The 21,391-nt window shown below is 68.3% G+C and carries 21 protein-coding genes; 19 read left to right on the top strand and 2 right to left on the bottom strand.

The features are described 5' to 3' along the window. Positions 1 to 7: 7 nt before the first annotated feature. The 11 genes from ASD65_RS10040 (at position 8) to ASD65_RS09990 (ending at position 11,942) form a co-directional block, all read left to right on the top strand. Entirely contained in the window at positions 8 to 1,162 is a 1,155-nt protein-coding gene (locus ASD65_RS10040; RefSeq protein ID WP_056221923.1) for an acyl-CoA dehydrogenase family protein, read from the top strand. A gap of 37 nt (positions 1,163 to 1,199) precedes the next feature. Continuing rightward, positions 1,200 to 2,309 (top strand): LLM class flavin-dependent oxidoreductase, encoded by a 1,110-nt coding sequence (locus ASD65_RS10035; protein ID WP_056221920.1) that lies wholly within the window; start codon positions 1,200 to 1,202, stop codon positions 2,307 to 2,309. Continuing rightward, complete coding sequence (locus ASD65_RS19015) at positions 2,309 to 3,127, top strand: acetoacetate decarboxylase family protein (protein WP_056221918.1); 819 nt, start codon at positions 2,309 to 2,311, stop codon at positions 3,125 to 3,127. The genes ASD65_RS10035 and ASD65_RS19015 overlap by 1 nt, the downstream gene beginning before the upstream one ends. Positions 3,128 to 3,129: 2 nt before the next feature. Continuing rightward, positions 3,130 to 4,002, top strand: coding sequence for an enoyl-CoA hydratase/isomerase family protein (locus tag ASD65_RS10025; protein WP_056221915.1), 873 nt, complete (start codon positions 3,130 to 3,132; stop codon positions 4,000 to 4,002). Between the two features lies 1 nt (position 4,003). Next, complete coding sequence (locus ASD65_RS10020) at positions 4,004 to 6,055, top strand: acetate--CoA ligase family protein (protein ID WP_162248484.1); 2,052 nt, start codon at positions 4,004 to 4,006, stop codon at positions 6,053 to 6,055. Further along, on the top strand, positions 6,052 to 7,086 hold the full coding sequence (locus tag ASD65_RS10015) for an MBL fold metallo-hydrolase (protein WP_056221909.1): 1,035 nt from the start codon (positions 6,052 to 6,054) through the stop codon (positions 7,084 to 7,086). The genes ASD65_RS10020 and ASD65_RS10015 overlap by 4 nt, the downstream gene beginning before the upstream one ends. A gap of 125 nt (positions 7,087 to 7,211) precedes the next feature. Then, positions 7,212 to 8,255 carry an ABC transporter permease gene (locus ASD65_RS10010; protein WP_162248483.1) on the top strand — a complete coding sequence of 348 codons (1,044 nt, stop codon included), beginning with the start codon at positions 7,212 to 7,214 and terminating at the stop codon, positions 8,253 to 8,255. After that, a complete protein-coding gene (locus tag ASD65_RS10005; RefSeq protein ID WP_056221904.1) occupies positions 8,248 to 9,138 on the top strand; it encodes an ABC transporter permease in 891 nt (296 codons plus the stop codon). The genes ASD65_RS10010 and ASD65_RS10005 overlap by 8 nt, the downstream gene beginning before the upstream one ends. Continuing rightward, on the top strand, positions 9,135 to 10,286 hold the full coding sequence (locus tag ASD65_RS10000) for an ABC transporter ATP-binding protein (protein WP_200948647.1): 1,152 nt from the start codon (positions 9,135 to 9,137) through the stop codon (positions 10,284 to 10,286). The genes ASD65_RS10005 and ASD65_RS10000 overlap by 4 nt, the downstream gene beginning before the upstream one ends. Then, positions 10,283 to 11,290 (top strand): ABC transporter ATP-binding protein, encoded by a 1,008-nt coding sequence (locus ASD65_RS09995; RefSeq protein ID WP_235566653.1) that lies wholly within the window; start codon positions 10,283 to 10,285, stop codon positions 11,288 to 11,290. The genes ASD65_RS10000 and ASD65_RS09995 overlap by 4 nt, the downstream gene beginning before the upstream one ends. After that, the gene (locus ASD65_RS09990) at positions 11,283 to 11,942 is read left to right on the top strand and encodes a PaaI family thioesterase (RefSeq protein WP_056221899.1); all 660 of its coding nucleotides are present in this window, start codon (positions 11,283 to 11,285) and stop codon (positions 11,940 to 11,942) included. The genes ASD65_RS09995 and ASD65_RS09990 overlap by 8 nt, the downstream gene beginning before the upstream one ends. Before the next feature lie 96 nt (positions 11,943 to 12,038). Here the strand turns inward: ASD65_RS09990 and ASD65_RS09985 are convergent, their stop codons facing one another. Together ASD65_RS09985 and ASD65_RS09980 are read right to left on the bottom strand one after the other, a co-directional pair. Further along, positions 12,039 to 13,175, bottom strand: coding sequence for an acyl-CoA dehydrogenase family protein (locus ASD65_RS09985; RefSeq protein ID WP_056221896.1), 1,137 nt, complete (start codon positions 13,173 to 13,175; stop codon positions 12,039 to 12,041). Position 13,176: 1 nt separating this feature from the next. Beyond that, positions 13,177 to 14,208, bottom strand: a complete 1,032-nt coding sequence (locus ASD65_RS09980) for an acyl-CoA dehydrogenase family protein (RefSeq protein WP_056221893.1) — start codon at positions 14,206 to 14,208, stop codon at positions 13,177 to 13,179. 289 nt (positions 14,209 to 14,497) lie between these two features. On the opposite strand from ASD65_RS09980, the gene ASD65_RS09975 reads away from it, so the two are divergent. The 8 genes from ASD65_RS09975 to ASD65_RS09940 are packed head-to-tail and all read left to right on the top strand — an operon-like array spanning position 14,498 to position 21,330. Continuing rightward, positions 14,498 to 15,262: an SDR family NAD(P)-dependent oxidoreductase gene (locus tag ASD65_RS09975; protein ID WP_056221889.1), complete on the top strand. Its 765-nt coding sequence runs from the start codon at positions 14,498 to 14,500 to the stop codon at positions 15,260 to 15,262. Further along, a complete protein-coding gene (locus ASD65_RS09970; RefSeq protein ID WP_056221884.1) occupies positions 15,259 to 17,355 on the top strand; it encodes an acetate--CoA ligase family protein in 2,097 nt (698 codons plus the stop codon). The genes ASD65_RS09975 and ASD65_RS09970 overlap by 4 nt, the downstream gene beginning before the upstream one ends. After that, the gene (locus ASD65_RS09965; protein WP_056221882.1) at positions 17,352 to 17,816 is read left to right on the top strand and encodes an FAS1-like dehydratase domain-containing protein; all 465 of its coding nucleotides are present in this window, start codon (positions 17,352 to 17,354) and stop codon (positions 17,814 to 17,816) included. Before ASD65_RS09970 ends, ASD65_RS09965 begins: the two co-directional genes overlap by 4 nt. Beyond that, entirely contained in the window at positions 17,813 to 18,205 is a 393-nt protein-coding gene (locus ASD65_RS09960) for a MaoC/PaaZ C-terminal domain-containing protein (RefSeq protein ID WP_056221880.1), read from the top strand. The genes ASD65_RS09965 and ASD65_RS09960 overlap by 4 nt, the downstream gene beginning before the upstream one ends. Beyond that, positions 18,202 to 18,594, top strand: a complete 393-nt coding sequence (locus ASD65_RS09955) for a Zn-ribbon domain-containing OB-fold protein (protein WP_056221878.1) — start codon at positions 18,202 to 18,204, stop codon at positions 18,592 to 18,594. The genes ASD65_RS09960 and ASD65_RS09955 overlap by 4 nt, the downstream gene beginning before the upstream one ends. Continuing rightward, on the top strand, positions 18,594 to 19,751 hold the full coding sequence (locus ASD65_RS09950) for an acetyl-CoA acetyltransferase (protein ID WP_056221874.1): 1,158 nt from the start codon (positions 18,594 to 18,596) through the stop codon (positions 19,749 to 19,751). The genes ASD65_RS09955 and ASD65_RS09950 overlap by 1 nt, the downstream gene beginning before the upstream one ends. Beyond that, complete coding sequence (locus ASD65_RS09945; protein ID WP_056221871.1) at positions 19,748 to 20,533, top strand: enoyl-CoA hydratase/isomerase family protein; 786 nt, start codon at positions 19,748 to 19,750, stop codon at positions 20,531 to 20,533. The genes ASD65_RS09950 and ASD65_RS09945 overlap by 4 nt, the downstream gene beginning before the upstream one ends. Continuing rightward, positions 20,530 to 21,330 carry an enoyl-CoA hydratase/isomerase family protein gene (locus tag ASD65_RS09940; RefSeq protein ID WP_056221868.1) on the top strand — a complete coding sequence of 267 codons (801 nt, stop codon included), beginning with the start codon at positions 20,530 to 20,532 and terminating at the stop codon, positions 21,328 to 21,330. Before ASD65_RS09945 ends, ASD65_RS09940 begins: the two co-directional genes overlap by 4 nt. Positions 21,331 to 21,391 lie beyond the last annotated feature (61 nt).

Raw genomic sequence — 21,391 nt, 5'->3', positions numbered from 1 at the left:
GCCGTAAGTGAGCACTGTCTCCACCCACCTCGATCCCGAGGTCCTCGACGCCCTGCGTGTCTCAGGCCGGGCCCGCATCCGCGATCTCGCGGCGCAGGTCGACCGGTCGCAGGAATTCTCCCGTGAGCTCTGGGACCTGCTGTGCGAGCTCGGTCTCCCGACGATGCCGTTCGCCGACCCCGAGGCGGGCCACGAAGGCTCGTTCCTCGCATATGTGGAGGCGATCGAAGAGGTCGCGAGCCACGGCGCGGTCGCGGCCCTGTACTCGGGCCCCACCGTCCAGGTCGCCAGCGCGATCCGCAACTTCGGCTCTCCCGAGCAGCAGGAGCGGTGGGGCGAGGGCCTCATCAGCGGCGGACTGCTCGGTGCCTGGTCTTTCACGGAACCCCAGACAGGCTCCGACCCGCAGCAGATCCTGACCCGCGCGGTACGCGAGGGGACGGGATGGCGCATCACGGGGTCGAAGATGTTCACCTCGTTCGCCCCCCACGCCGATGTCGCACTCGTCTACGCGAAGACGACGGACCGCCGGCTCGGCGCCTTCCTCGTGGACACCACCGATCCGGGCTGGCAGCCCGGTCCGCCGATCAAGATGCTCTCGTTCGGCGGTCAGGGCACGGCCCCGGTCAGCATCGACGTGCACGTCGAGGACAGTGCGCTGCTGGGCGGACCCGAGTCCGGCTTCGACATCATGATCTCCACCGAGGCGGAGGCCAAGATCCGCGCCAGCTCGATCTGCATCGGCATCGGCCGTCGCGCGGTCGAGGAGGCGGTGGCATACGCCTCCGGCCGGGAGCACCGTGGCGAGCCCATCGGCGACAAGTTCCCCACGATCCAGGCGACGCTCGGCGAGATGGCGGCGCAGGTGGCCGGGGCTCGGACGATGGTTCAGTGGGCCGCGCGGGCCGTCGACGCACGCGACCCGGACCTGAAGATGATCGCGGCCTCGACCCGCATCGTCTGCGCGCGGATGGCGCGTGAGGTGTCCAGCCTCGCCATGCAGGTGTGCGGAGCGTACGGCTTCACGCACGAGATGGTGCTGGAACGGCTCTATCGCGAGGGCAAATTCTACGAGGTGGGCCAAGGCGTGATCGAGCTTCAGAAGCTCATCGTCGGCAAGCACCTCCTGCGCGAGCACGCCGGCGCGCAACCGAAGAACTGACTGTGACTGTGGAGAACCAAAGGAAAGGTGACACCCCGTGAAATTCGGATTGCTGTACGAAATCGGCTCGTTCGACACGAGTCGCGAGGGAATCCTCAAGGCCTACGAGAACACGATCGAACAGGTCAAGCTCGCTGACGAGCTCGGATTCGATTACGTGTGGCTGGTGGAGCATCACTTCACCTCGCCGTTCTCGTTCTCGATCGCCCCCGAGGTGTTCTTCGGTGCGCTCGCTCGCGAGACCAAGAACATCCGCTTGGGTTTCGGCATCTCGGTGCTCGTGCCGGGGATGAACCACCCCATCAAGATCGCCGAGCGCACCGCCGTGCTCGACTACCTCTCCGGAGGTCGCGTCGATCTCGGCACCGGACGTTCCGGTGGCTGGAGCGAGCTGGGCGGGTTCGGAGCGGACCCGCACACGACGAAGGAATCGTGGGACGAGTTCGTCCGCGCCATCCCGAAGATGTGGACCCAGAAGACCTTCTCGCACGAGGGTCGCTTCTTCAGCATGCCCGAGCGCGAGGTCGTCCCCAAGCCCTATCAGGACCCGCACCCGCCGATGTGGGTCGCGGTGACGAGCGAGGGCACCGAGGTCGACGCCGCTGAGCGTGGGCTCGGGTCGTTCGGTCTCAGCATGGGCGGCTACGAGGCCCAGGAAGCGAAGATCAAGAACTACCGGCGCATCATCAAGGACTGCGAGCCCGTCGGCGCCTTCGTCAACGAGCAGGTCCAGACGGTCAACTTCATGTTCTGCGACGAAGACCCGCAGCGTGCCGCCACGATCGGTCGCTCGCTGCTCGACGGCTTCAACTACGGCACGTCGCACGGCGTCCCCGTGAAAGAGGTCTACTCGTCGCCGACCTACCAGATCGGCGGATTCCTGCCGACTCTGCGTCAGGAAGCACTGGGCGCGACCGACGACACCGGCATCCCGCCGGGACTCGCCATCGGTGACCCCGAGCGCATCATCGGCGTGGTCAAGAAGTGGGAGTCGATCGGTGTCGACGGCATCAACTTCGTCGTCCAGGCGACCGAGACGCTCGAGCAGGAAGACATCCTGAACAGCATGCGCGTGTTCGCACGCGAGGTCATGCCGAAGTTCAAGTCCGCAGACGAAGAAGAAGTCCAGAAGGCTGAGGTTGCCTGATGTCCACCCCACAGACCGAGAAGAAGATCACCGGTTCGAAGCAGACACTGCAGTTCATTCCGGACTGGGCCGAGTTCGGCGAGGCATCGCTGGATGAGCTGCTGGTCGGGGCGCCCCGCATCGAGGAGTTCCCGACCGAGGGGATCACGTTCCCCAACGCCCGGTTCCTCCAGGTGATCTACGAGATCGACATGTTCTCCAGCGCGGGCTTCCTGCCGCCGTCGCTGGCGCCCGTGCGCGGATCGCACTTCGTCATGTTCCGCGCGCACCACCTGCCGGAGACGCCGTGGGGTCCCACCACGATCACCGAGGTCGGCACCCTGTGCCGCTTCGGCTACCGTCCCCGCGTCTTCCAGCTCGCGGCCAAGGTCGACAACCCTGCCGCCGTGGAACCGCTGCGCAGCGGATGGGGTTACCCGGTCTCACTCGCCGATCGCGTGAACCTCCGTCGATACCACGACGGGTCCCACCTGACGGTGACCCAGGACGGCGTGGACATCCTGAAGATCCAGACGACGAGGCCCATTCTGACGGCCGGCGGGTCGCTCGGCATCAACTCGAGCGTCCACCTCGCCGACACCGTCCAGGGGCCGCGCATCGTCCAGGTTGCCGAGGACTTCACGTTCAAGGCATCCGAGGTCTCGACGCCGCAGGTCAAGGTGTTCGACTCCGCTGCGTGGGGTCTGTCCGGACTGAACGCGAACTATCCGGTCTCGGCCGTGAGCGCCGTCGCGGACATCACGCTGCGCCCGATCCAGTTCGTCTCGGACGCGGACAAGCCCGCGCTCCTGAACATCCGCCCCGTCTCGGAGCTCTAGGGATGTCCACGAACTCCATCATCGGCGAGGACGGGCACCGCAAGGCCCCGACCGAGCCCCCCGAGTACCCCGAGTTCCGGGCGATCGAGGTGGCGTTCGAAGGCCGGATCTGCACCGTCACTCTCGGTGCAGATCCTGGCCGGGCGAACCCGAGCGACAAGATGACGCCGGAGCTGACGCAGTTCTTCAAAACGGTCCGCTACGACCCGCGCGTGCGCGCCATCGTCATCCAGGGGCGGGGCAACAAGTTCTCCTCCGGCGGCGATGTCAGCGGCATGCGCGAGCAGGCCACGCGGATGGGCAACATCCGCGAGAACCCGGACTGGGTGGCGCGGATCCCCGTGGACCGCTCGGACGAGCTGCCCATGGCGATCTTCAGCGTCGACGTGCCGATCGTCGCGGCCGTCACCGGTCACGCGATCGGCGCGGGACTCGGCCTTGCGCTCTACTCGGACATCACAGTGATGGATGAGACGGCCAAGATCGGCGATCCCCACGTGCGTCGCGGTCTCATGTCGCCGGGCGCGTACATGTTCCCCGCGCTGGTCGGACTGCCGCGAGCCAAGGAGCTCATCCTGACCGGGCGACTCATCAAGGGCGTCGAGGCGGAGCGGATCGGTCTGGTCAACTACGCACTGCCGCTGGAAGAAGTCATCCCCAAGGCTCGCGAGATCGCCGAAGACCTCGCGACCCTGCCGCCCCTGGCCCTGCGTTGGACGAAGCGCGTCTTCAACAACATGGCCAAGGAGGCGAACGCCCGTGGATCCCTCACGGGAGCGGCGCTGGAGGCACTCACCATGATCTCCACCGATCACGCCGATTCGGTCATCGCCTGGCTCGACAAGGAGCCGGACCCTGAATATGGAGGACGCTGAATTGAGCACCGACACGCTCGCCGGCACTGCCGTGGACTGGCGCGAAGCGCTCGCCCACATGTGGGAGACCCCTGCGGTCACCCTCGTGGGCGCGAACGAGACAGGCGGCACGACCGGCTGGATCATGCGCTCCCTGCGCGACAGCACCATCCCCTTCCCGGGCACGATCAACATCGTCAGCCGGCGCGGGGGAACGGTCTACGGCATCGAGGCTGCGACCTCGCTCGCCGAGGTTCCGGGTGAGCTGGGGATCGTGTGGCTTCTGGTGGGTGCCGAGGCATCCCTGGGACTGCTCGACGAACTCGCCGAGCGGCGTCCACACGCGGTCATCGTGTTCAGTGGCGGCTTCGCCGAGGCCGGCAACCACGACGGGCAGCGCGAGCTGCGCGAGTGGTCGCTGCGCACCGGCATCCCGCTCTTCGGACCGCAGTCGCTGGGCTTCATCTCGCCGCACCACGGCGTGAACGTCCTGGACGGCAACGTCCGCGGCGTCCCCCGTCCGGGCGGCGTGGCATTGCTGGCCCAGAGCGGATCCATCGCGATGGCGGCGGCCAGCGCGGCCAGCGAGGCCGGGATCGGGCTGCACTCGGTCTTCGCGCTCGGCGGGTCCGCCGTGATGGACTACCACACCCTCGGGCGTGCCCTTCTGGATGATGGCGTCGGGGCGATCGGTCTCTACGTCGAGGACATCGGCGAGCTGGGCGACTTCGCCCGCTTCGCGCAGGATGCCACGCGTGCGGGTGTGCCGCTGGTCATGCTCCTCGCGGGGCTCTCGGAGCGCGGCAAGGCCATCGCGGCCTCCCACACCGGAGCCATCGGTTCGGACCATCGCCTGATCCTCGGCATCGCCGAGCAGTTCGGCGTCGTGACGGTGTCGAACGTCGATGACCTCATCTCCTCGCTGCAGGCGCTGGAGTCCGCGGGGTACCGCACCTTCGGCTCCGGGCGTGTAGGTGTGTTCGCCGGCAGTGGCGGTGCGCTCATCTCGTTGAGCGATCAGCTCGCCGCGACCAACATCGAGCTGCCTCCGTTCGAGCGGGAGACCGCGGTCACCCTCCTCGGCGAAGACAGTGCGCATCTGGTCTACAACCCGTTCGACATGGGTGCGGGCCTGCTGGGCAAGCCCGACGAGTTCGAGCGACGTGTCGCCGCGATCGTCAAGGACCCGAACGTCGACATCGTCGTGCACCTCTTCGACATCCCCGACCCCACCATCGCCGCGCACGTGCGCTGGGCGCAGGCGGCGATCGACCTCACGGTCGAGCAGGGCAAGCAGCCGATGCTCGCGACGGGTGCCGACCGCCGGGAGTTCCGGGTGCCGGACCTGTACGGCCCGGACGTGACGATCGCCTTCGGAAGCGCGCAGACGATCGCGAAGATCCGTGCGCTCTCGACGTGGTCACGCGGAGACGCGGGCGACGCGGACGTCGGCGGATTCCCACGGCCGACGTCGTCGACGACCCGGGTGGTCGTGGACGAGGACGTGCGCGAGATCCTGGCCGGTCTGCCGCTGCGCTGGCCGCAGGAGTGGCGCGTCGCGCGGGGCGACAACGCAGCCGAGGTGCTCGCCACCGCGAACTTCCCGCTCGTGGCCAAGGCCGCCGCCGGCCTCGCCCACCGTGCGAACGCCGGTGGCGTGCTCACGCAGATCCCGAATCTGGATGCGGCGGTCGCGGCCGTCGACTACCTGCGTGCGCTGTTCGACAGCGACATCGTGTTCTCCGAGCGCGTGGCATTCGAGGAGGAGCTGTTCGTCGGGCTCTCGCGCTCGGCCGACGGGACGCCGTTCATCGCGGTCGGTCCGGGTGGATCGGGTGTCGAGGACAAACGGATCGGCGTGCGGCTGCTGCCGCTGTCCGATCGCCAGCGCGACATGCTCCTGCGGGACTACGTCCCGTCGGTCGCGGATCACGCGGGCTTCCGCACGATCGTCACGGCACTCGAGGCGCTGATGCAGGACCCCGCGATCGAATCGATCGACCTCAATCCGCTGGTGATCGACCGGCAGGGCGATGTCGCAGCGCTCGATGCGAAGGTGCACCTGTTCACATGACGGATACGCGGTCGAGCTCAGCGGTCGTCGAGGAAGTGCTGCCCGGCGTCTGGCGCACGGAGTGCGAGATGTACAGCACGCCGTACCTCATCACGACGAATGCCTACGTCGTGATCGACGGTGCCGATGCGGTCATGATCGACACCGCCTGGTGGTGGGAGCAGGGGCGGGAGCATCTCGATGCGCTCGAAGAGGTCGCCATCGGCGACCGGACCCTGCGCTCGGTCGTTCTCACGCACGCGCACCGGGACCACTCGGGCAACGCCGAGTCGGTGGTGGGGGAGCTCGACTCCGAGATCCTGCTGCTCTCGGCCGAGCAGCCCACCGTCAGCGCGATGTCCGACTTCCAGGGCCTGCCGGATGCGGCGGCCGGAGTCGAGTGGTATCGGCGGCTGGGCTTCCCGAGCGACGTCGCCCACACGGTGGTCGACAGCAAGCTCGCCGATCATCCGCTCGGCACGGATCGCGTGCGCTGGATCGAGCCCGGGCACGTCGTGGCCGTCGGCGACCGGCGCCTGCGCGTGATCGCGTCGCCGGGCCACACGCCCGGTCACGCGTGCGTGTGGGACGAGGAGAACAGGATCCTGTTCTCGGGCGACGCGCTGCTGCCGCGGGGGAACGGCAACCCCCACGTGACGGTTCGTCCGTTCACGAGTGCGGATCCGCTGAGCGACTACGTCCACGGGCTGGAGGAGATCCGGCTGCTCGGCGCGGAGGTCTGCCTGCCCGGGCACGGCAGACCGGTGACCGACGTCGACGGGCTCATCCAACAGCACCTCGACTACGTCCAGGTCAAGACGGACGCGGTGCGCACGCTGCTGACAGACCGTCCGATGACCGTGTTCGAGGTCGCCCAGGGAATCGGCTGGAGGGGCGGACGGAAGCGTTTCACGGACCTCGTGAACGACGAGCTCTTCCTGGCAGCCGGTGACACCCTCGCCCGCGTGCGACGCCTGGCCGCCGTCGGCGACGCGATTCGCGAGGTCGGCAGCGACGGCGTCGAGACGTATCGGAGCGCGCGTTCGTCCTGAGCGAGTAGATCCCGTCCGACATAGGGGCCGACAAGCCTTGTGGACCCACCCATATCTGTGATCAAATATCGTAACTTGATCCGGCGCCCACTGCACAGAGAGGTGTGAAGGCGATGAGCAGTCATGTGACCGCACCCCCCGAACGCGGCCCCTCCGGGCCACCGCCCACGGCGACGCTGTCGCTGCGAACCACGCGCCGGAAGTGGGTGCCGCCGCGGTGGCTCTCCTTCGTCACGCGCAAGGGCGCGCACCTGATCGTCGTGCTGCTCGCGGTGACCTTCCTGGTCTCCATGATGCTGGAACTCCTTCCGGGAGATCCGGCACGCGTCATCCTCGGTCCCGAGGCCACGGACGCGCAGGTTGAGCTCGTCCGCCAGGAGCTGCATCTCGATCAGCCGGCCATCGTCCGGTACTGGTACTGGCTGACGGCGGCCCTCCAGGGCGACCTCGGCGTCTCGTTCCGGACGGGACAGCCCGTCGCCGAGGCGATCATGCAGCGCATCCCGGTCTCGGTACAGCTCATGGTCATGGTGCAGGTCTTCGCCCTCGTCGTGGCGATCGCCGGTGCGATGTACGCCACCTACCGCCCGAACGGCTGGGTCAACCGGATGGGCAGTGTCCTGTCTCTGGCCGCGATCTCCATCCCCGGTTTCGTGCTCGGCCTCTTCCTCGTCTACATCTTCGCCGTGACGCTGGGGGTGCTCCCGGCATCGGGGTACGTCCCTCCCAGTGACGGATTATGGCTCAACTTCACGACCATGCTCTTACCCGCGATCGCGCTCGCTCTGGAACCCATGGGGGTGTACTTCCGAGTCTTGCGCGGCGACATGCAGGCCACCATGAAGGAGGACTTCGTCCTCGCCGCGCAGGCCAAGGGCATGTCGGCCTCGAACGTCCTGATGCGTCAGGTGTTCCGCCCGTCGTCGTTCTCGCTCGTCACTCTCGCCGGCATCAACACCGCTCGCCTGATCGGCAGCGCGGTGGTCATCGAGACCCTGTTCGCACTGCCCGGCCTCGGCCGGATGCTCGTGGACTCGGTCTATGCGCGGGACTACGTGACGCTGCAGGGTGTGGTGGCCGTCATCGCCGTGTTCTACGTGGTCACGAACATCGTGATCGATCTGCTCTATCTGGCACTCGACCCGAGAGTGAGGTCCGGTCGTGGTTGACCTCAAGGACCCCGTCGCACCGCCGCTCCCCGCGGCCGTGAAGCCCGCCGCCAAACGGCGGCGGATGCCCAAGCTCCCCGTGCTGGTGGTGATCGCGATCGCCTGGGCGCTCCTGATCATCCTCGGAGCCATCCTGGCCCCGATCCTTCCGCTGCCCGACCCGAACGTGCCGGACTACGAGAACATCGCCGCCGGCCCCATGCCGGGGCATCCGCTCGGCACCGACCAGCTGGGTCGGGACATGCTCTCGCGCATCGTCTGGGGAGCGCAGGCCTCGCTGCAGGTCGGCTTCGTCGCGGTGGCTCTCGGCATGACCATCGGTATGGCGCTCGGACTGCTGTCCGGCTACTACCGCGGCTGGATCGACTCGTTCATCAGCGTCGTCGTCGACGTCGTCCTGTCGTTCCCGGCCCTGATCTTCATCATCGTGCTGGTCGCGATCTACGGGGCAGGTGCTCCGATCCTGATCATCGGGCTCGGTGCGATCATGTTCCCGACCTTCACCCGACTCGCCCGTGCGAACACCCTGGTGTGGACGCAGCGCGAGTTCGTGATGGCGGCGACGGTCCTGGGCTCGCGGAAGGCTCGCACCCTGGTCAAGGAAGTCCTGCCGAACGTGCTGCCCAGCGTGCTGTCGTACGCGTTCCTGGTCGTCGCGGTCGTGATCGTCGCCGAGGGGTCGCTGAGCTTCCTCGGGTTCGGCATCCAGCCGCCCACGCCCAGCTGGGGCGGCATGATCGCCGGCGGACGGCAGTCGCTGTACACGGCACCGCACATCGTCGCGTATCCCTCGATCGTGCTGCTGTTCACGGTCATGTCGTTCAACTTCATCGGTGACTATCTGCGTTCGCGGACGCACGGGCGAACGGAGGTGACGCTGTGAGCACGGTGGATGAGGCGACACAGGGTCTCGCAGTCGGAACGACCGTCGACCCGGGCCGGCGGCCCCTGCTGGTCGTCGAGGATCTGACGACGACCTTCATCGGCGGACCGGTCGAGGTCACCCCGGTGGACAGCGTCTCGCTGACGCTCGACCGAGGCGAATCCCTCGGGATCGTCGGCGAGTCCGGCTCGGGCAAGTCCGTGCTCTCCCGCACCATCATGGGGCTGATCGCTCCCGGCGAGCGGGTCAGACGCAGCGGCCGAGTCGAGTTCGACGGCGTCGAGATCACCGCCCTCCCGCGCAAGGACGTGCGGCGACTGTGGGGCAAGAAGATCGCGATGGTCCTCCAGGACCCGCTCACCTCGCTGAACCCGGTGAAGAAGATCGGCGCCCAGCTGTCCGAGACCGTCCGGCGTCACTCGCCGAAGCTGTCCCGGGCTCAGGTCAACGAACGCTCGATCGAGCTGCTGCGCAGCGTGGGGATTCCGGAGCCCGCCGGTCGGATGGGCAACTACCCGCACCAGATGTCGGGAGGCATGCGCCAGCGCGTCGGCATCGCGATCGCGCTCGCCGGGGATCCGCGACTGCTGATCGCCGACGAGCCGACCACGGCCCTCGATGTCACGGTGCAGCTGCAGATCCTGGAGCTGCTCAGCCGACAGCAGAGCGACCGCGAGATGGCGATGATCCTGGTCACCCATGACCTCGGCGTCGTCGCCACGCGCACCGACCGCATCATCGTGATGTACGCGGGACGCGTGGTGGAGAGCGCACCGACCCAGGAGCTGTTCCGCAACGTCAAGATGCCGTACACGCGCGCACTCCTGGACGCCCTTCCGCGCCGCGACCAGCCGAGCCATTCCCGGCTGCGGGCGATCGGCGGCAATCCGCCGAACCTGGCTGCTCCGCAGCCCGGCTGCCGATTCGCCTCCCGGTGTCCGGCCGCGCAAGCCCGCTGCCGCACGGAGGAGCCGCCGCTGCAGGTCGCCGAGAACACCGAGGATCACCTCTATCGGTGCTGGTATCCCGTCGGCACGCCGGAGTTCGACAAGGCCTACGCCGATCGCGATCTGGTCGTGCCGGATGAGGAACCGGATGCCGCAGAGAACGACGCTGAGGAACTGCTGACGAAAGAGGGCGCATCGTGACTACTCCTGACGCGGTGGCAGAGCACACACGACTGGTCGTGGAGGACATGGTCGTCGAGTATCCGACGACCGCGGGCACCGTCCAGGCGGTGTCCGGCGTCTCCTTCGAGCTCGCCGCCGGCGAGACCGTCGGAGTGGTGGGCGAGTCCGGATGCGGGAAGTCCACGATGGCGCGGGCCATCCTGCAGCTGCCCGCACCCAAGTCCGGTTCGGTGCGCTTCGACGGCACCGAACTGGCGAGCCTGACGGCCGACCAGCTGCGCCGGCTGCGACCCGAACTCCAGATGGTTTTCCAAGACCCCGTGTCCTCGCTGAACCCGCGACGCTCGGTGCGTCAGATCGTCGCCGAGCCGCTCACGATCTGGGGCCGTGGGTCCCGCAAGGAGCGCAACGAGAAGGCGGATGACATGCTGCGCGCCGTCGGGCTCGAGCCGAGCGAGTTCGGGGACCGCAAGCCCTCGCAGCTGTCGGGCGGGCAGTGCCAGCGGGTCGCGATCGCGCGGGCCCTGCTGGCCGGTGCCAAGCTGCTCGTGTGCGACGAGCCGGTCTCGTCGCTGGACGTGTCGCTGCGGGCTACCGTGCTCAACCTGCTCGAGGACCTGCAGGAGGAGTTCGATCTCTCCATCCTCTTCATCGCGCATGACCTCTCGGTCGTCAAGAACATCTCCGATCGCGTCATGGTGATGTACCTGGGCAAGATCGTCGAGGTCGGCGATTCCGATTCGCTGTACGCGCACCCCGCGCACCCGTACACGGTCGCTCTGCTCAACTCGATCCCCGAACCGGATCCGGAGACGCCCAAGCTCGCGGCGACCCTCGTCGGAGATCCGCCCTCGCCGCTCGACCCGCCGAGCGGGTGCCGCTTCCGCACACGCTGCCCGATGGCGCAGGACATCTGCGCCGAGGTCGAGCCGCTGTTGCAGGCCGTGTCGCCGACGCACCAGGTCGCGTGCCACTTCCCGCTCGTCGCCCCGCTGGCCGCGGCCGAAGAGGCGTATGTCTGAGGTCGTGGACGTGCGGGCGGGGGAGGAGCGGCCCGCGTCGTCGCCGGAGGCGCACGCCGAGCAGCTCCGGGGCGCGCAGGCGCTCGCACGCGCGGTGCGCGTGCTGTCCGACGACGTGATCCGGATGCCGGCAGGCACCTACTCCGAAGAGTTCGCGCGGCGCGTGCAGGAGATCTCCCTGGAGATGCAGGAGCACCTCCGCCCGAGCATCATCCCCTGGTTCTACGACGACCCGCGCACGGCGCGTGGCCGGGGCGAGTCACTGCGGAACAAGGACGAGCTGAGCGACTTCAACCCGGTCGTGCCCCCGATCCGCCTCACACTCGAGGACGGAGAGGCTCACGGCACCGTGGTGGTCGGTCCCGCGTTCACCGGCCCTCCGGGGCGCGTGCACGGCGGCACGGTCGCCACGATCCTCGATCACGCGATGGGGCTCCTCGTCTCGGCGACCGCGCGTCCGTCCGTGACGGCACGCCTCGAGATCGACTATCGCGGCGGCGCTCCCATCGGGCAGGAGCTGCAGATCAGCGCCCGCATCAAGAGCGCGGACGGGCGCAAGACGTGGGTCGAAGCCGAGATCCGTGTGGGCGACATACTGTGCAGCCGCGGACTGGGCCTGTTCATCGTGCCCGCGGTCGCCCCGGCATCCTGAGGTCTTCCGCTCCTTCTCCACCGCCATACACACACGTGCCGTGGGTGTCGCTGCAGTCGCAGCCGAACACCCACGGCACGTTTCGCGTGCGAGGGTCTACTCCCGCGGCATCCCGAGCAGGCGCGACGCGATGATGTTGCGCTGGATCTGCGAGGACCCTCCGTACACGCTGATCGGGCGCGTCTGGAAGTAGTCGCTGACGATCTCCGGTGCGGCGCCGGTGATCGCGTCGGCGCCGTAAAGGTCCAGCGCCACGTGCGCGAGATCCTGCGATGCCGCGGTCTGCAGCAGCTTGCCGATCGAGCCCTCTTCGCCGACGGGCTTGCCCGTGGCGCGGGAGCTGAGCTGCTCGAGCGCGACCAGGCGCACCAGCTCGCCCTGCACGTAGCTGCGCGCGAGTCGACGCCGCACGGCCGGATCCGCGGCGCGTCCGGACTGCACCGCGTACTCCTCGAGGTGCGACAGCTGCTTGCGCAGAGTGGAGATCGCACCGATGTCGGACGGGCCGCGCTCGTAGGCGACGGTGGTCATCGCGATCTTCCAGCCGTCGCCGACGGAGCTGATGAGGTTGGCCGCAGGGACGCGCACCTCGTCGAAGAAGACCTCGCTGGTCTCGGGATCGCCGTTGGCGACGTAGATGGGCTTCAGCACGATGCCGGGGGTCTTCATGTCGACCAGGAACGCGGAGATGCCCTTGTGCGGGGCGACGGTCGCGTCGGTGCGAGCCAGCACCATGCACCAGTCCGCGTACTGCCCGAACGAGGTCCACATCTTGTGTCCGTTGATGACCCACTCGTCGCCGTCGAGCGTCGCCTTCGTGGTCAGGGCCGCGAGGTCGGAGCCGGCGCCGGGCTCGCTGAAGCCCTGGCACCACTGGATCTCGCCGCTGAGCGAGCGCCGGATGAACTGCTCGCGCTGCTCGTCGTTGCCGAACATCATCAAGGTGCGCACGATGTAGCCCACCATCGCGGGCAGGCCCGGTGCCTCGGCGGTGCCGTTCTCATCGTTCAGGATGGCGTCCATCAGGGGCCCGAGCCCCTTGCCGCCCCATTCGACCGGCCAGGACTGGCCGATGTAGCCGGCCTCGTAGAGCTTGCGGTGCCAGGCGATCCGCTCCTGGGCGGCTTCTTCATCGCTCAGCGGCGTGTCCGCGCGCGGCGGTACGTTCTCGCTCAGCCATGCCCGCAGTGCGGCGCGGTACTCGGCCTCTTCGACGGTGTCGAGGTAGTCCATGTCACTTCCCTTCCAGACGTACATCTGCGATGGCATCGAGCTGGTGGTTCTCGTCGCCGAGCACTGCGGTGTCGAACTGCGCGCGGCGGTTGTAGAAGTGCGCGATGTGCTCCCAGGTCTGGCCGATGCCTCCGTAGACCTGCATGACAGCCTCGGCGGTGGTGCGCCCGATGTGCGCGCATGCCGCCTTCGCGGTGCGCGCCGCGAGGAGGGCCTCGCCGGCATCCAGTGCGTCCACCGCCCAGGCGGCGTAGAGCGCCGCGGAGCGCGCCCCGGCGACGGCCACGTAGGCGTCGGCGGAGATGTGCTGGATGGCCTGGAACGACCCGATGTGCACGCCGTACGCGCGACGCTGCTTGGAGTACTCCACGACACCACGGAGTGCGGCACCCAGGGCTCCGACCGTATCGGCGCTCAGCCCGGTCAGGGCGAGCGCCGTGACGCGCTGCAGGTCTTCGGCCGACAGAGCGCCGCCGTCCTCCCACGCGATGTCGGCTGCGCGCCAGAGGGCGTTCGTGAGGGACAAGGAATCCAGCGGCGTCGATCCGGTCGGGCGTCCGCGGACGAGACGCACGGAATCGCCGTCGCGCTTCAATGCGAGCACGAAGCCGTCATCGCCGGCCCCGCCCCACACGATGTCATCGTCGCCGCCGGCATCGCCGAAGTCGGTCAGATCGGCCCGCAGAAGGATGCCGTAGCGGTCATCGCCGCTGCCGAGACCGGCCATCCACCCGTGGACGTCGCCGGAGCGGGCGATCAGGTCACCGGCCACGACCGCCGACGGAAGGTAGGGGTCGGGCGTGAGCGTGCCGCCGAGCTCCTCGCAGAGCAGCGCGATCTCGACTCCGCTCGCGGTGGGGTCGCCGGACGACCGCTCGCGCAGATCCAGCAGCCCCGAAGAGGCCAGCGTCTGCCACCCCGAGAAGGTGTCTCGGCCGACCACGTCGGCGGGGTTCTCGATGCCCACGGAGCGCGCGATCTCTCGCGCCACCTCCTGGAACTCCTTCTGGGTCTCATCTATCAGCGCGCGCATGGAACTCCTTTGTCTATCGCGACGGCCACGCAGTGCGTCATTGCGACCGCGGGAGTGGCATGATTCAGGTTCACCACTCCGCGACATGCTCACTGCACCCAGGGAGCGTGGACCGGCTCTTGGCCCCGATTGAACCTGAACAAAGGTCGGATCGCAAGGGGAGATTTTTGATCAGTATATCAACTGATATTTTTGATCAAAAGACTTGACAGCGCGTCTTCGGGTTGGATTGACTACGTGAGCGCAGGCTCGGGGCCTATGCCCACATCCCGCACCGAAGGAGTTGCAGATGAGTCAATCAGCGACCAGTGATTTCACTGGCGACGTCGTAGCGGTCACCGGTGCCGCCCAAGGAATCGGGCGATCCGTCGCCGAGGCCTTCGGGGCACAGGGTGCGCGAGTGGCGGTGATCGACCTGCAGCTCGACGCAGCACAGGTGGTCGCCGACGCCATCACGGCCGCCGGAGGTCACGCGATCGCCGTCGCCTGCGACGTGGGCGATCATGCCGCCGTGGACGCGGCCGCCGCGGAGATCGCGGACCGGCTCGGACCCATCAGCGTGCTCGTCAGCAACGCGGGCATCACCCGCCCGGCGATGATCCGGAAGATGACGGATGACGAGTGGCACCAGGTCGTCAACGTGCACCTGAACGCATCGTTCTACTGGCTCAAGGCGGTCGTCGAGGGCATGATCGCGCGCGGCGGCGGACGGATGATCTTCACCACCAGCTCGACCGCTCAGAACGGCTCGATCGGCCAGGTGAACTACGCCGCGGCCAAGTCGGGCGTCGTCGGACTGGTCCGCACCGCGGCCCGCGAGCTCGGTCGCTACAACATCCTGGTCAACGCCGTGGCTCCGGCCGCGGTGACCGACATGACCCGCAAGGTCATGACCGACCCGAAGTTCGGGGCGGACCCGTCCAAGACGATCCTCGGACGCTTCGCCGAGCCGGACGAGCTCGCACCCACCTACCTGTACCTGGCCAGCCCGGCATCGAGCCTGGTCACCGGCCAGATCGTCTCGATCGACGGCGGAGGGATGTTCGTCCGATGAGCACTCACATCAGCCCCGAGTCCGACCTCACCCGGTTGCTCTCCCCGAAGTCCATCGCCGTCATCGGCGCCTCGGACAAGCCGGGCCGCATCGGCACCCAGATCCTCAACAACGTCGCCGGGCTGTTCGCCGGTGACGTCTATCCCGTGAACCCGCGGGCCGACGTCCTGCACGGGCTCGACGTCGTGCCCGACGTCTCCGCGCTGCCCGACGGCGTCGACATGGCCGTCGTCGTCCTCCCCGCAGAACTCGCCGTTCCCGCCATCGAGGAGCTCGCGGCCAAGGGCGTCGGCGGCGTCACGCTGCTCACCTCCGGCTTCGCGGAAGCGGGCGAAGAGGGCATCGCGCGGCAGGAGGAGCTGAAGCGCATCATCGCGCGCACCGGCATCAAGCTGCTCGGCCCCAACTGCATCGGCTTCATGAACCTGCACGCGGGCGTCAACGCGAACTTCGCGATCCCGCCGGGTGTGGAACTGCCCACCCCGGGGCCGGTGGCGCTGGTCTCGCAGAGCGGCGGATTCTCGTCGTTCATCACCGCCGCCACCACGCGCGCCGGGATCGACCTCGGCTACTTCGTGACGACCGGCAACGAGGCCGGTGTGGACCTGGGGCAGGTCGTGGAGCACCTCATCGAGCGCGACGAGGTCAACACCGTCCTGATGTTCAGCGAGTCGTTGAAGAACCCCGAGGCGCTGATCCGTGCCGCACGGCGTGCCGATGTGCTGGACAAGCCGATCGTGCTGTTGAAGGCCGGCCGGACCGAGGAAGCGGCCCGTGCGGCGATGAGCCACACGGCGTCGGTGACCGGGTCGACGGCGGTGCTGGATGCGGTGTGCGCGCAGTACGGCATCCAGATCGTGCACTCGATGGAGGAAATGGTCGACCGCGGGCTGATCTTCCAGGATGGACGGCGGATGCCTCGGGGGGATGTGGGGATCATGACCGCGTCCGGGGGTGCCGGTGTGCTGCTGACCGACGGTGCGGCGCTGGAGGGATTGAGTGTCTCGCAGCCCCCGGGAGACGTGGTCGAGGACATCCTCGCGGTCATGCCGCAGCCGTTCTACGGGAGCATCGAGAACCCGTTCGACATCACGGCATCCATCGTGGGCAGCCCGGATGCGTTCGGGCATGTGTTGAACGCGGTACGGGCTATCGAAGCCTATGACGCGACCGCCGTGGTGACGTGGCAGGGCGACTACCCGACGAACGACCGCATCATCGAGGCGTACCAGGCGACCGAGAAGCCGCTGGCGGTGCTGACCACCGGGTACATGGAGAAGTTCCGTCGGGCCGGCGTGCCGATGTATCTGGACCCGAACCGGTTGATGTCGTCATTGGCCGCGGTCGCGGACTTCACGCAGCGGCATCCGCTGGACCCGCCCCGCACGGTGGGGGAGACCAAGCTCGGCGGCGGGCGTGACTGGTCGCACAACCAGGGTTCGCTCCTGGAGCACGACGGCAAGGCGCTGCTGGCTGAGTACGGGGTTACTCCCACCCGGGAGCGCATGGTGTCGACCCCGGCGGAGGCGAAGGCGTTCGCGGAGGAGTTGGGCGGGCCTGTCGCGATCAAGGCGATGAGCTACCAGATCCTGCACAAGACCGAATATGGCGCGGTGCGGCTGGGGATCACGGCGGAGCGGATCGAGCAGGCCATCGCCGACATGCTCGCCGACGTGCAGGCCAAGGCCCCGCACGCGACGATCGAGGGCATCCTGGTACAGGAGATGGTCCCGGCCCGGATCGAGATGACCGTCGGGTTGCAACGCGACCCGGTGTTCGGACCGATCGTCGCGGTCGGGCTCGGTGGTGTCGCGGTGGAGATCATGGCCGCCGCCGTCCTGCTGCGTGCCCCGTTCTCCGCCGAGACCGCGGTCCGCACCATCCGGGGACTGCTCGACGGGCGCATCCACTCGGCCGCCCGCGGACTGGACGACGCGGAGATCGCGGAACTCGCCCGCATCGCGGTCGCGGTCGGTGACCTCGCCCTCGACGAACCTGCCATCACCGAGATCGATGTGAACCCGGTCCGCGTCCACGACGGCCGCGCCGTCGCCGCGGACGCCCTCCTCATCTTCGAGGACAGCGCCGTATGACCGCGCTCACCGAACTCGTCGGACGCACGGGCACGCCCTACCGGTTCGTCGTCGAGGAGGGCAAGGTCGCCGAGTTCGCGCGTGCGGTGCAGGCGACCGACCCGCTCTTCCGCGACGTGGCCGCCGCGAAGGAGCAGGGGCTCGGCGGCATCCTCACCACACCGACGTTCGGCGTCGCGAGCGCGCACTGGTCGGTGCCGGGCGCGATGCCCGACCTGCAACTCGACCTGCGGCGGGTCCTCGCCGGAGGCGGCGAGTGGGAGTACTTCGCTCCGATCGTCGCGGGCGATGAGCTCGTCGCGACCACGAAGGTCGCGGCGGTCAGCTCGAAGGTCAGCGGCCGGGGCCCGATGACGGTCATCGAACTGATGACCGAGTTCACCCGCGACGGCGCCGTGGTGCAGACCTACACGACGACGATCCTCCAGTTCGACGCGCCGAAGCAGGAGGACGCAGGATGACGAAGGACGACGTGCTCTTCTCCCAGACCTTCGGTCCGCTGACCCGCACGGACCTCGTCCGCTACGCGGGCGCCGGCGGCGACTTCAACCCGATTCATCACGACGAGATCTTTGCGCGATCCGCGGGGTACCCGTCCGTGATCGCCCATGGCCTCCTCACCGCCGGGATCGCCGGCGGCGCCCTCGCGGAGGCCGTCGGCCCGCTGAGACTGCGCCGGTTCGCGGTGCGCTACAGCGGACAGGTGTTCCCGGGTGACACGCTCACCGTCACGGCCACCGAGTCCGGTGCCCACGACGCGCGCGTGCACTACTCGATCGAGGTGCTCGCCAGCGGCGAGGCAGGCAGCGACCGCAAGGTGCTCAGCGCCGAGGCCGAGGTGGATGCATGAGTGCCGCAGACTTCGCCGTGCACGAGCCGGCACCGTGGGCGACCTATCGACGGATGCTGGCCGACGGTCGATTCCCCTACCAGCGCTGCGCGGCGTGCGCGCAGGCCGTGTTCTATCCCCGCGTGCTGTGCCCGCACTGCGGCTCCGTCGCGTTGGAGTGGAGCACCTCCGCGGGGGAAGGCACGGTCTATTCGCAGACGTTCATGGCCGAGCGCGACGGCGACGGTCGTCAGGTCCTCCTCGTCGACATGGCCGAGGGGTATCGCATCATGGGCTCCGCATCCGGCCGTGAGCTCGCGATCGGCGATTCCGTGACCTTGCGGCTGGTGTCGCACCCAGACCGTCCTGAAGAGGAACCGCAGTACGTGTTCGACCGGAAGGCAGTCTGATGGCGCATCCACTGCGTGGCGCGACGGTCATCCGCGGTGTCGCGGAATCAGAACTGGGTCAGGTCGGCGAAGACCGCTTCGCGCTCGACCTGTTGGGCGAAGCCGTGGCCGGCGCGCTCGACGACGCCGGTATCGCCAAGTCGGAGGTCGACGGTCTGTTCACGGCGGTGACTGGGCGCATGATGGCGAACCTCGATGTCGGTGAATATCTCGGCATCAACCCCAGCTACACCGACGGCACGATGATCGGCGGCAGCTCGTTCGTCAGTCACCTCCACCATGCCGCGATCGCCCTCCAGGCGGGCGCGTGCAACGTCGCGGTGATCGCCTATGGAAGCACCCAGCGCACCGATATGCGGCGACCGAATCGGATGCCGTATCCGCCCGAGCTGCCCAGCTACGAGGCGCAGGCCAGGCCGCAGCATCCGGTCACCGGCTATGCGCTGGCCGCGACGCGGCACATGCACGAGTACGGCACCACCCGGGAGCAGCTGGCCAGTGTGGCGGTCGCGGCGCGGGAGTGGGCGGCCCTGAACCCGAAGGCGTTCAAGCGAGACCCCCTCACGATCGAGGAAGTGTTGTCCGCCCGCGAGGTCTCGACGCCGTTCACCACGCTGGACTGCTGCCTGATCACCGACGGCGGCGGCGCCGTGGTGATGACCCGGGCGTCCGACTACCGCGATGCGCCGAAGGCGCCCGCGTTCGTCCTCGGCGCGGGGGAGGCGCACTCGCATCGCGCGATCTCGCAGATGCCGGATCTGACCGTGACGGCGGCTCGGGAGTCGGGTCGACGGGCGTTCGAGATGGCCGGCCTCACGCCGAGTGACATCGACGTTCTCCAGCTCTACGACGCCTTCACCATCAACCCCATCCTCTTCCTGGAGGACCTCGGGTTCTGCGAGAAGGGCGAGGGTGGCGCCTTCGTCGCCGACGGTCGCATCGCCCCCGGCGGCGCGCTGCCGGTCAATACGAACGGCGGCGGTCTCTCGTTCTGCCACCCCGGCATGTACGGGATCTTCACCATCATCGAAGCGGTCCGCCAACTCCGCGGCGAGGCCGGCGCACGCCAGGTCGCCGGGGTGCGCACCGCGCTCGCGCACGGCAATGGCGGCCAGCTCTCCAGCCAGGCCACGGCCATTCTGGGGGTCGAGGCATGAGCGCCGAACAGCCCGTTCTGACCGAACTCATCGATGGCGTGCTGCTGGTCACGCTCGACCGCCCCGAGGCCATGAACGCGCTGTCGATCGCGATGGCGCAGGAGCTGACCCGCACGTGGCATCGGGCGGCGCAGGACGACGAAGTCACCGCGGTCGTCGTCACCGGGGCGGGGCGGGGATTCTGCGCCGGCGCCGATCTGCGCGAGAAGCGCACCGGCGATGTCGCCCGCGAAGCCCTGGGGGTGACCTACCACCCGCACGTGAGGGCGCTCGTGGCGTTGGAGAAGCCGGTGGTCGCGGCGATCAACGGCGCGGTCGCCGGTGCCGGTCTGTCGATCGCTCTGGGCGCCGACGTGCGGATCGCCGGGGAGAACGCCAAGTTCGTGCCGGCGTTCGGCACGATCGGCCTCATCCCCGACAGCGGAGTCGGTTACCTGGCCGCCCGGATCCTCGGAGATGCCGCCGCCCTCCAGTGGCTGGTATCCGGTCGACGTCTGTCAGCCGCGCAGGCGTTGGAGAGTCGCCTGGTCGAATTCGTCGTTGCCGATCCGGTGGCGGAGGCATTGAGTACTGCGCGCGCCCTCGGCGAGATCCCCGGCCGGGCGTACGGCCTCACCAAACGGATCATGTGGATGGAGGGCCGCCGTCGACTCGCCGAGTATCTCGACGCCGAGGTCGACATCCAGCAGCTCGCCCTCGAAGACCCCGCTCGCCAGCGCGCGCGGGACAGCGTCGCGTCCGGAATGGGCGCATCCGATCACAAGCAAGGAGCCGCCGAATGAGCGAGCAGGAAGAGAGCCCCGTCCTCACGTCCGTCCAGGACGGCGTTCTGACGATCACCTTCAACCGCCCGACCCGCCACAACGCGGTGACCGGGCGCATGCATCGCGAATTCACCGATGCGCTGGCCTCCGCGAAGGACAACGACGACGTGCGCGTCATCCTGCTGCAGGGTGCCGGGCCGTCCTTCTGCTCCGGAGCCGACGTGCGCGACTTCATTCCCGTGACGCCACCGCCGTCGCCCGCACAGCGAGCGATCGGCGTGATGGGCGGACGCGACCTGGTCGACGCGATGCTCGCGGTCGAGCAGCCGATCGTCGCTGCCGTGCGCGGCTACGCGATGGGCCTCGGCTCCACGATCGCACTGTTCTCGGATATCGTCATCGCCGCGGAGGACGCGGTGCTCGCCGACACGCACGTGAACATCGGCGTGGTCGCCGGTGACGGCGGCGCCGTGATGTGGCCGCTGCTCGCCGGACTCGGCCGGGCGCGGTACCACCTGCTCACGGGCGACCGTGTCACCGGGGCGCTCGCCGCCGAGTGGGGCCTGGTCTATCGGGCGACCACGAGCGAGGAGCTCGATGCCGAGGCGGCGAAGGTCGTCGCGAAGCTCGCCGGCACCGCACCCCTGGCGCTGCGCGGGACGAAGGCGACCCTGAATCGCCTCGTCCGACAGTCGGTGGAGAACGTGCTCGACTACGGACTGTGGGCCGAGGCTGTCACGTTCCTCTCCGAGGACCACGTCGAGGCCACTGCGGCGTTCACCGAGAAGCGCGCACCGGTCTTCACCGGCCGCTGAGCGGGGTCGCGAACAGGGGGTCGGAACCGTGACTGCCCTCTAGTAACTGATCAAATATCGG

This window comes from Microbacterium sp. Root61 (assembly GCF_001427525.1).
Classification (GTDB): domain Bacteria; phylum Actinomycetota; class Actinomycetes; order Actinomycetales; family Microbacteriaceae; genus Microbacterium.
This window is presented reverse-complemented; position numbering and strand designations above follow the sequence as displayed.

Coding starts and splice junctions, on each gene's coding strand:
- ASD65_RS19015 (WP_056221918.1), top strand. CDS start 2,309: ATGTCCACCCCACAGACCGAGAAGAAGATCACCGGTTCGAAGCAGACA.
- ASD65_RS10025 (WP_056221915.1), top strand. CDS start 3,130: ATGTCCACGAACTCCATCATCGGCGAGGACGGGCACCGCAAGGCCCCG.
- ASD65_RS10015 (WP_056221909.1), top strand. CDS start 6,052: ATGACGGATACGCGGTCGAGCTCAGCGGTCGTCGAGGAAGTGCTGCCC.
- ASD65_RS09990 (WP_056221899.1), top strand. CDS start 11,283: ATGTCTGAGGTCGTGGACGTGCGGGCGGGGGAGGAGCGGCCCGCGTCG.
- ASD65_RS09985 (WP_056221896.1), bottom strand. CDS start 13,175: ATGGACTACCTCGACACCGTCGAAGAGGCCGAGTACCGCGCCGCACTG.
- ASD65_RS09980 (WP_056221893.1), bottom strand. CDS start 14,208: ATGCGCGCGCTGATAGATGAGACCCAGAAGGAGTTCCAGGAGGTGGCG.
- ASD65_RS09975 (WP_056221889.1), top strand. CDS start 14,498: ATGAGTCAATCAGCGACCAGTGATTTCACTGGCGACGTCGTAGCGGTC.
- ASD65_RS09970 (WP_056221884.1), top strand. CDS start 15,259: ATGAGCACTCACATCAGCCCCGAGTCCGACCTCACCCGGTTGCTCTCC.
- ASD65_RS09965 (WP_056221882.1), top strand. CDS start 17,352: ATGACCGCGCTCACCGAACTCGTCGGACGCACGGGCACGCCCTACCGG.
- ASD65_RS09960 (WP_056221880.1), top strand. CDS start 17,813: ATGACGAAGGACGACGTGCTCTTCTCCCAGACCTTCGGTCCGCTGACC.
- ASD65_RS09955 (WP_056221878.1), top strand. CDS start 18,202: ATGAGTGCCGCAGACTTCGCCGTGCACGAGCCGGCACCGTGGGCGACC.
- ASD65_RS09950 (WP_056221874.1), top strand. CDS start 18,594: ATGGCGCATCCACTGCGTGGCGCGACGGTCATCCGCGGTGTCGCGGAA.
- ASD65_RS09945 (WP_056221871.1), top strand. CDS start 19,748: ATGAGCGCCGAACAGCCCGTTCTGACCGAACTCATCGATGGCGTGCTG.
- ASD65_RS09940 (WP_056221868.1), top strand. CDS start 20,530: ATGAGCGAGCAGGAAGAGAGCCCCGTCCTCACGTCCGTCCAGGACGGC.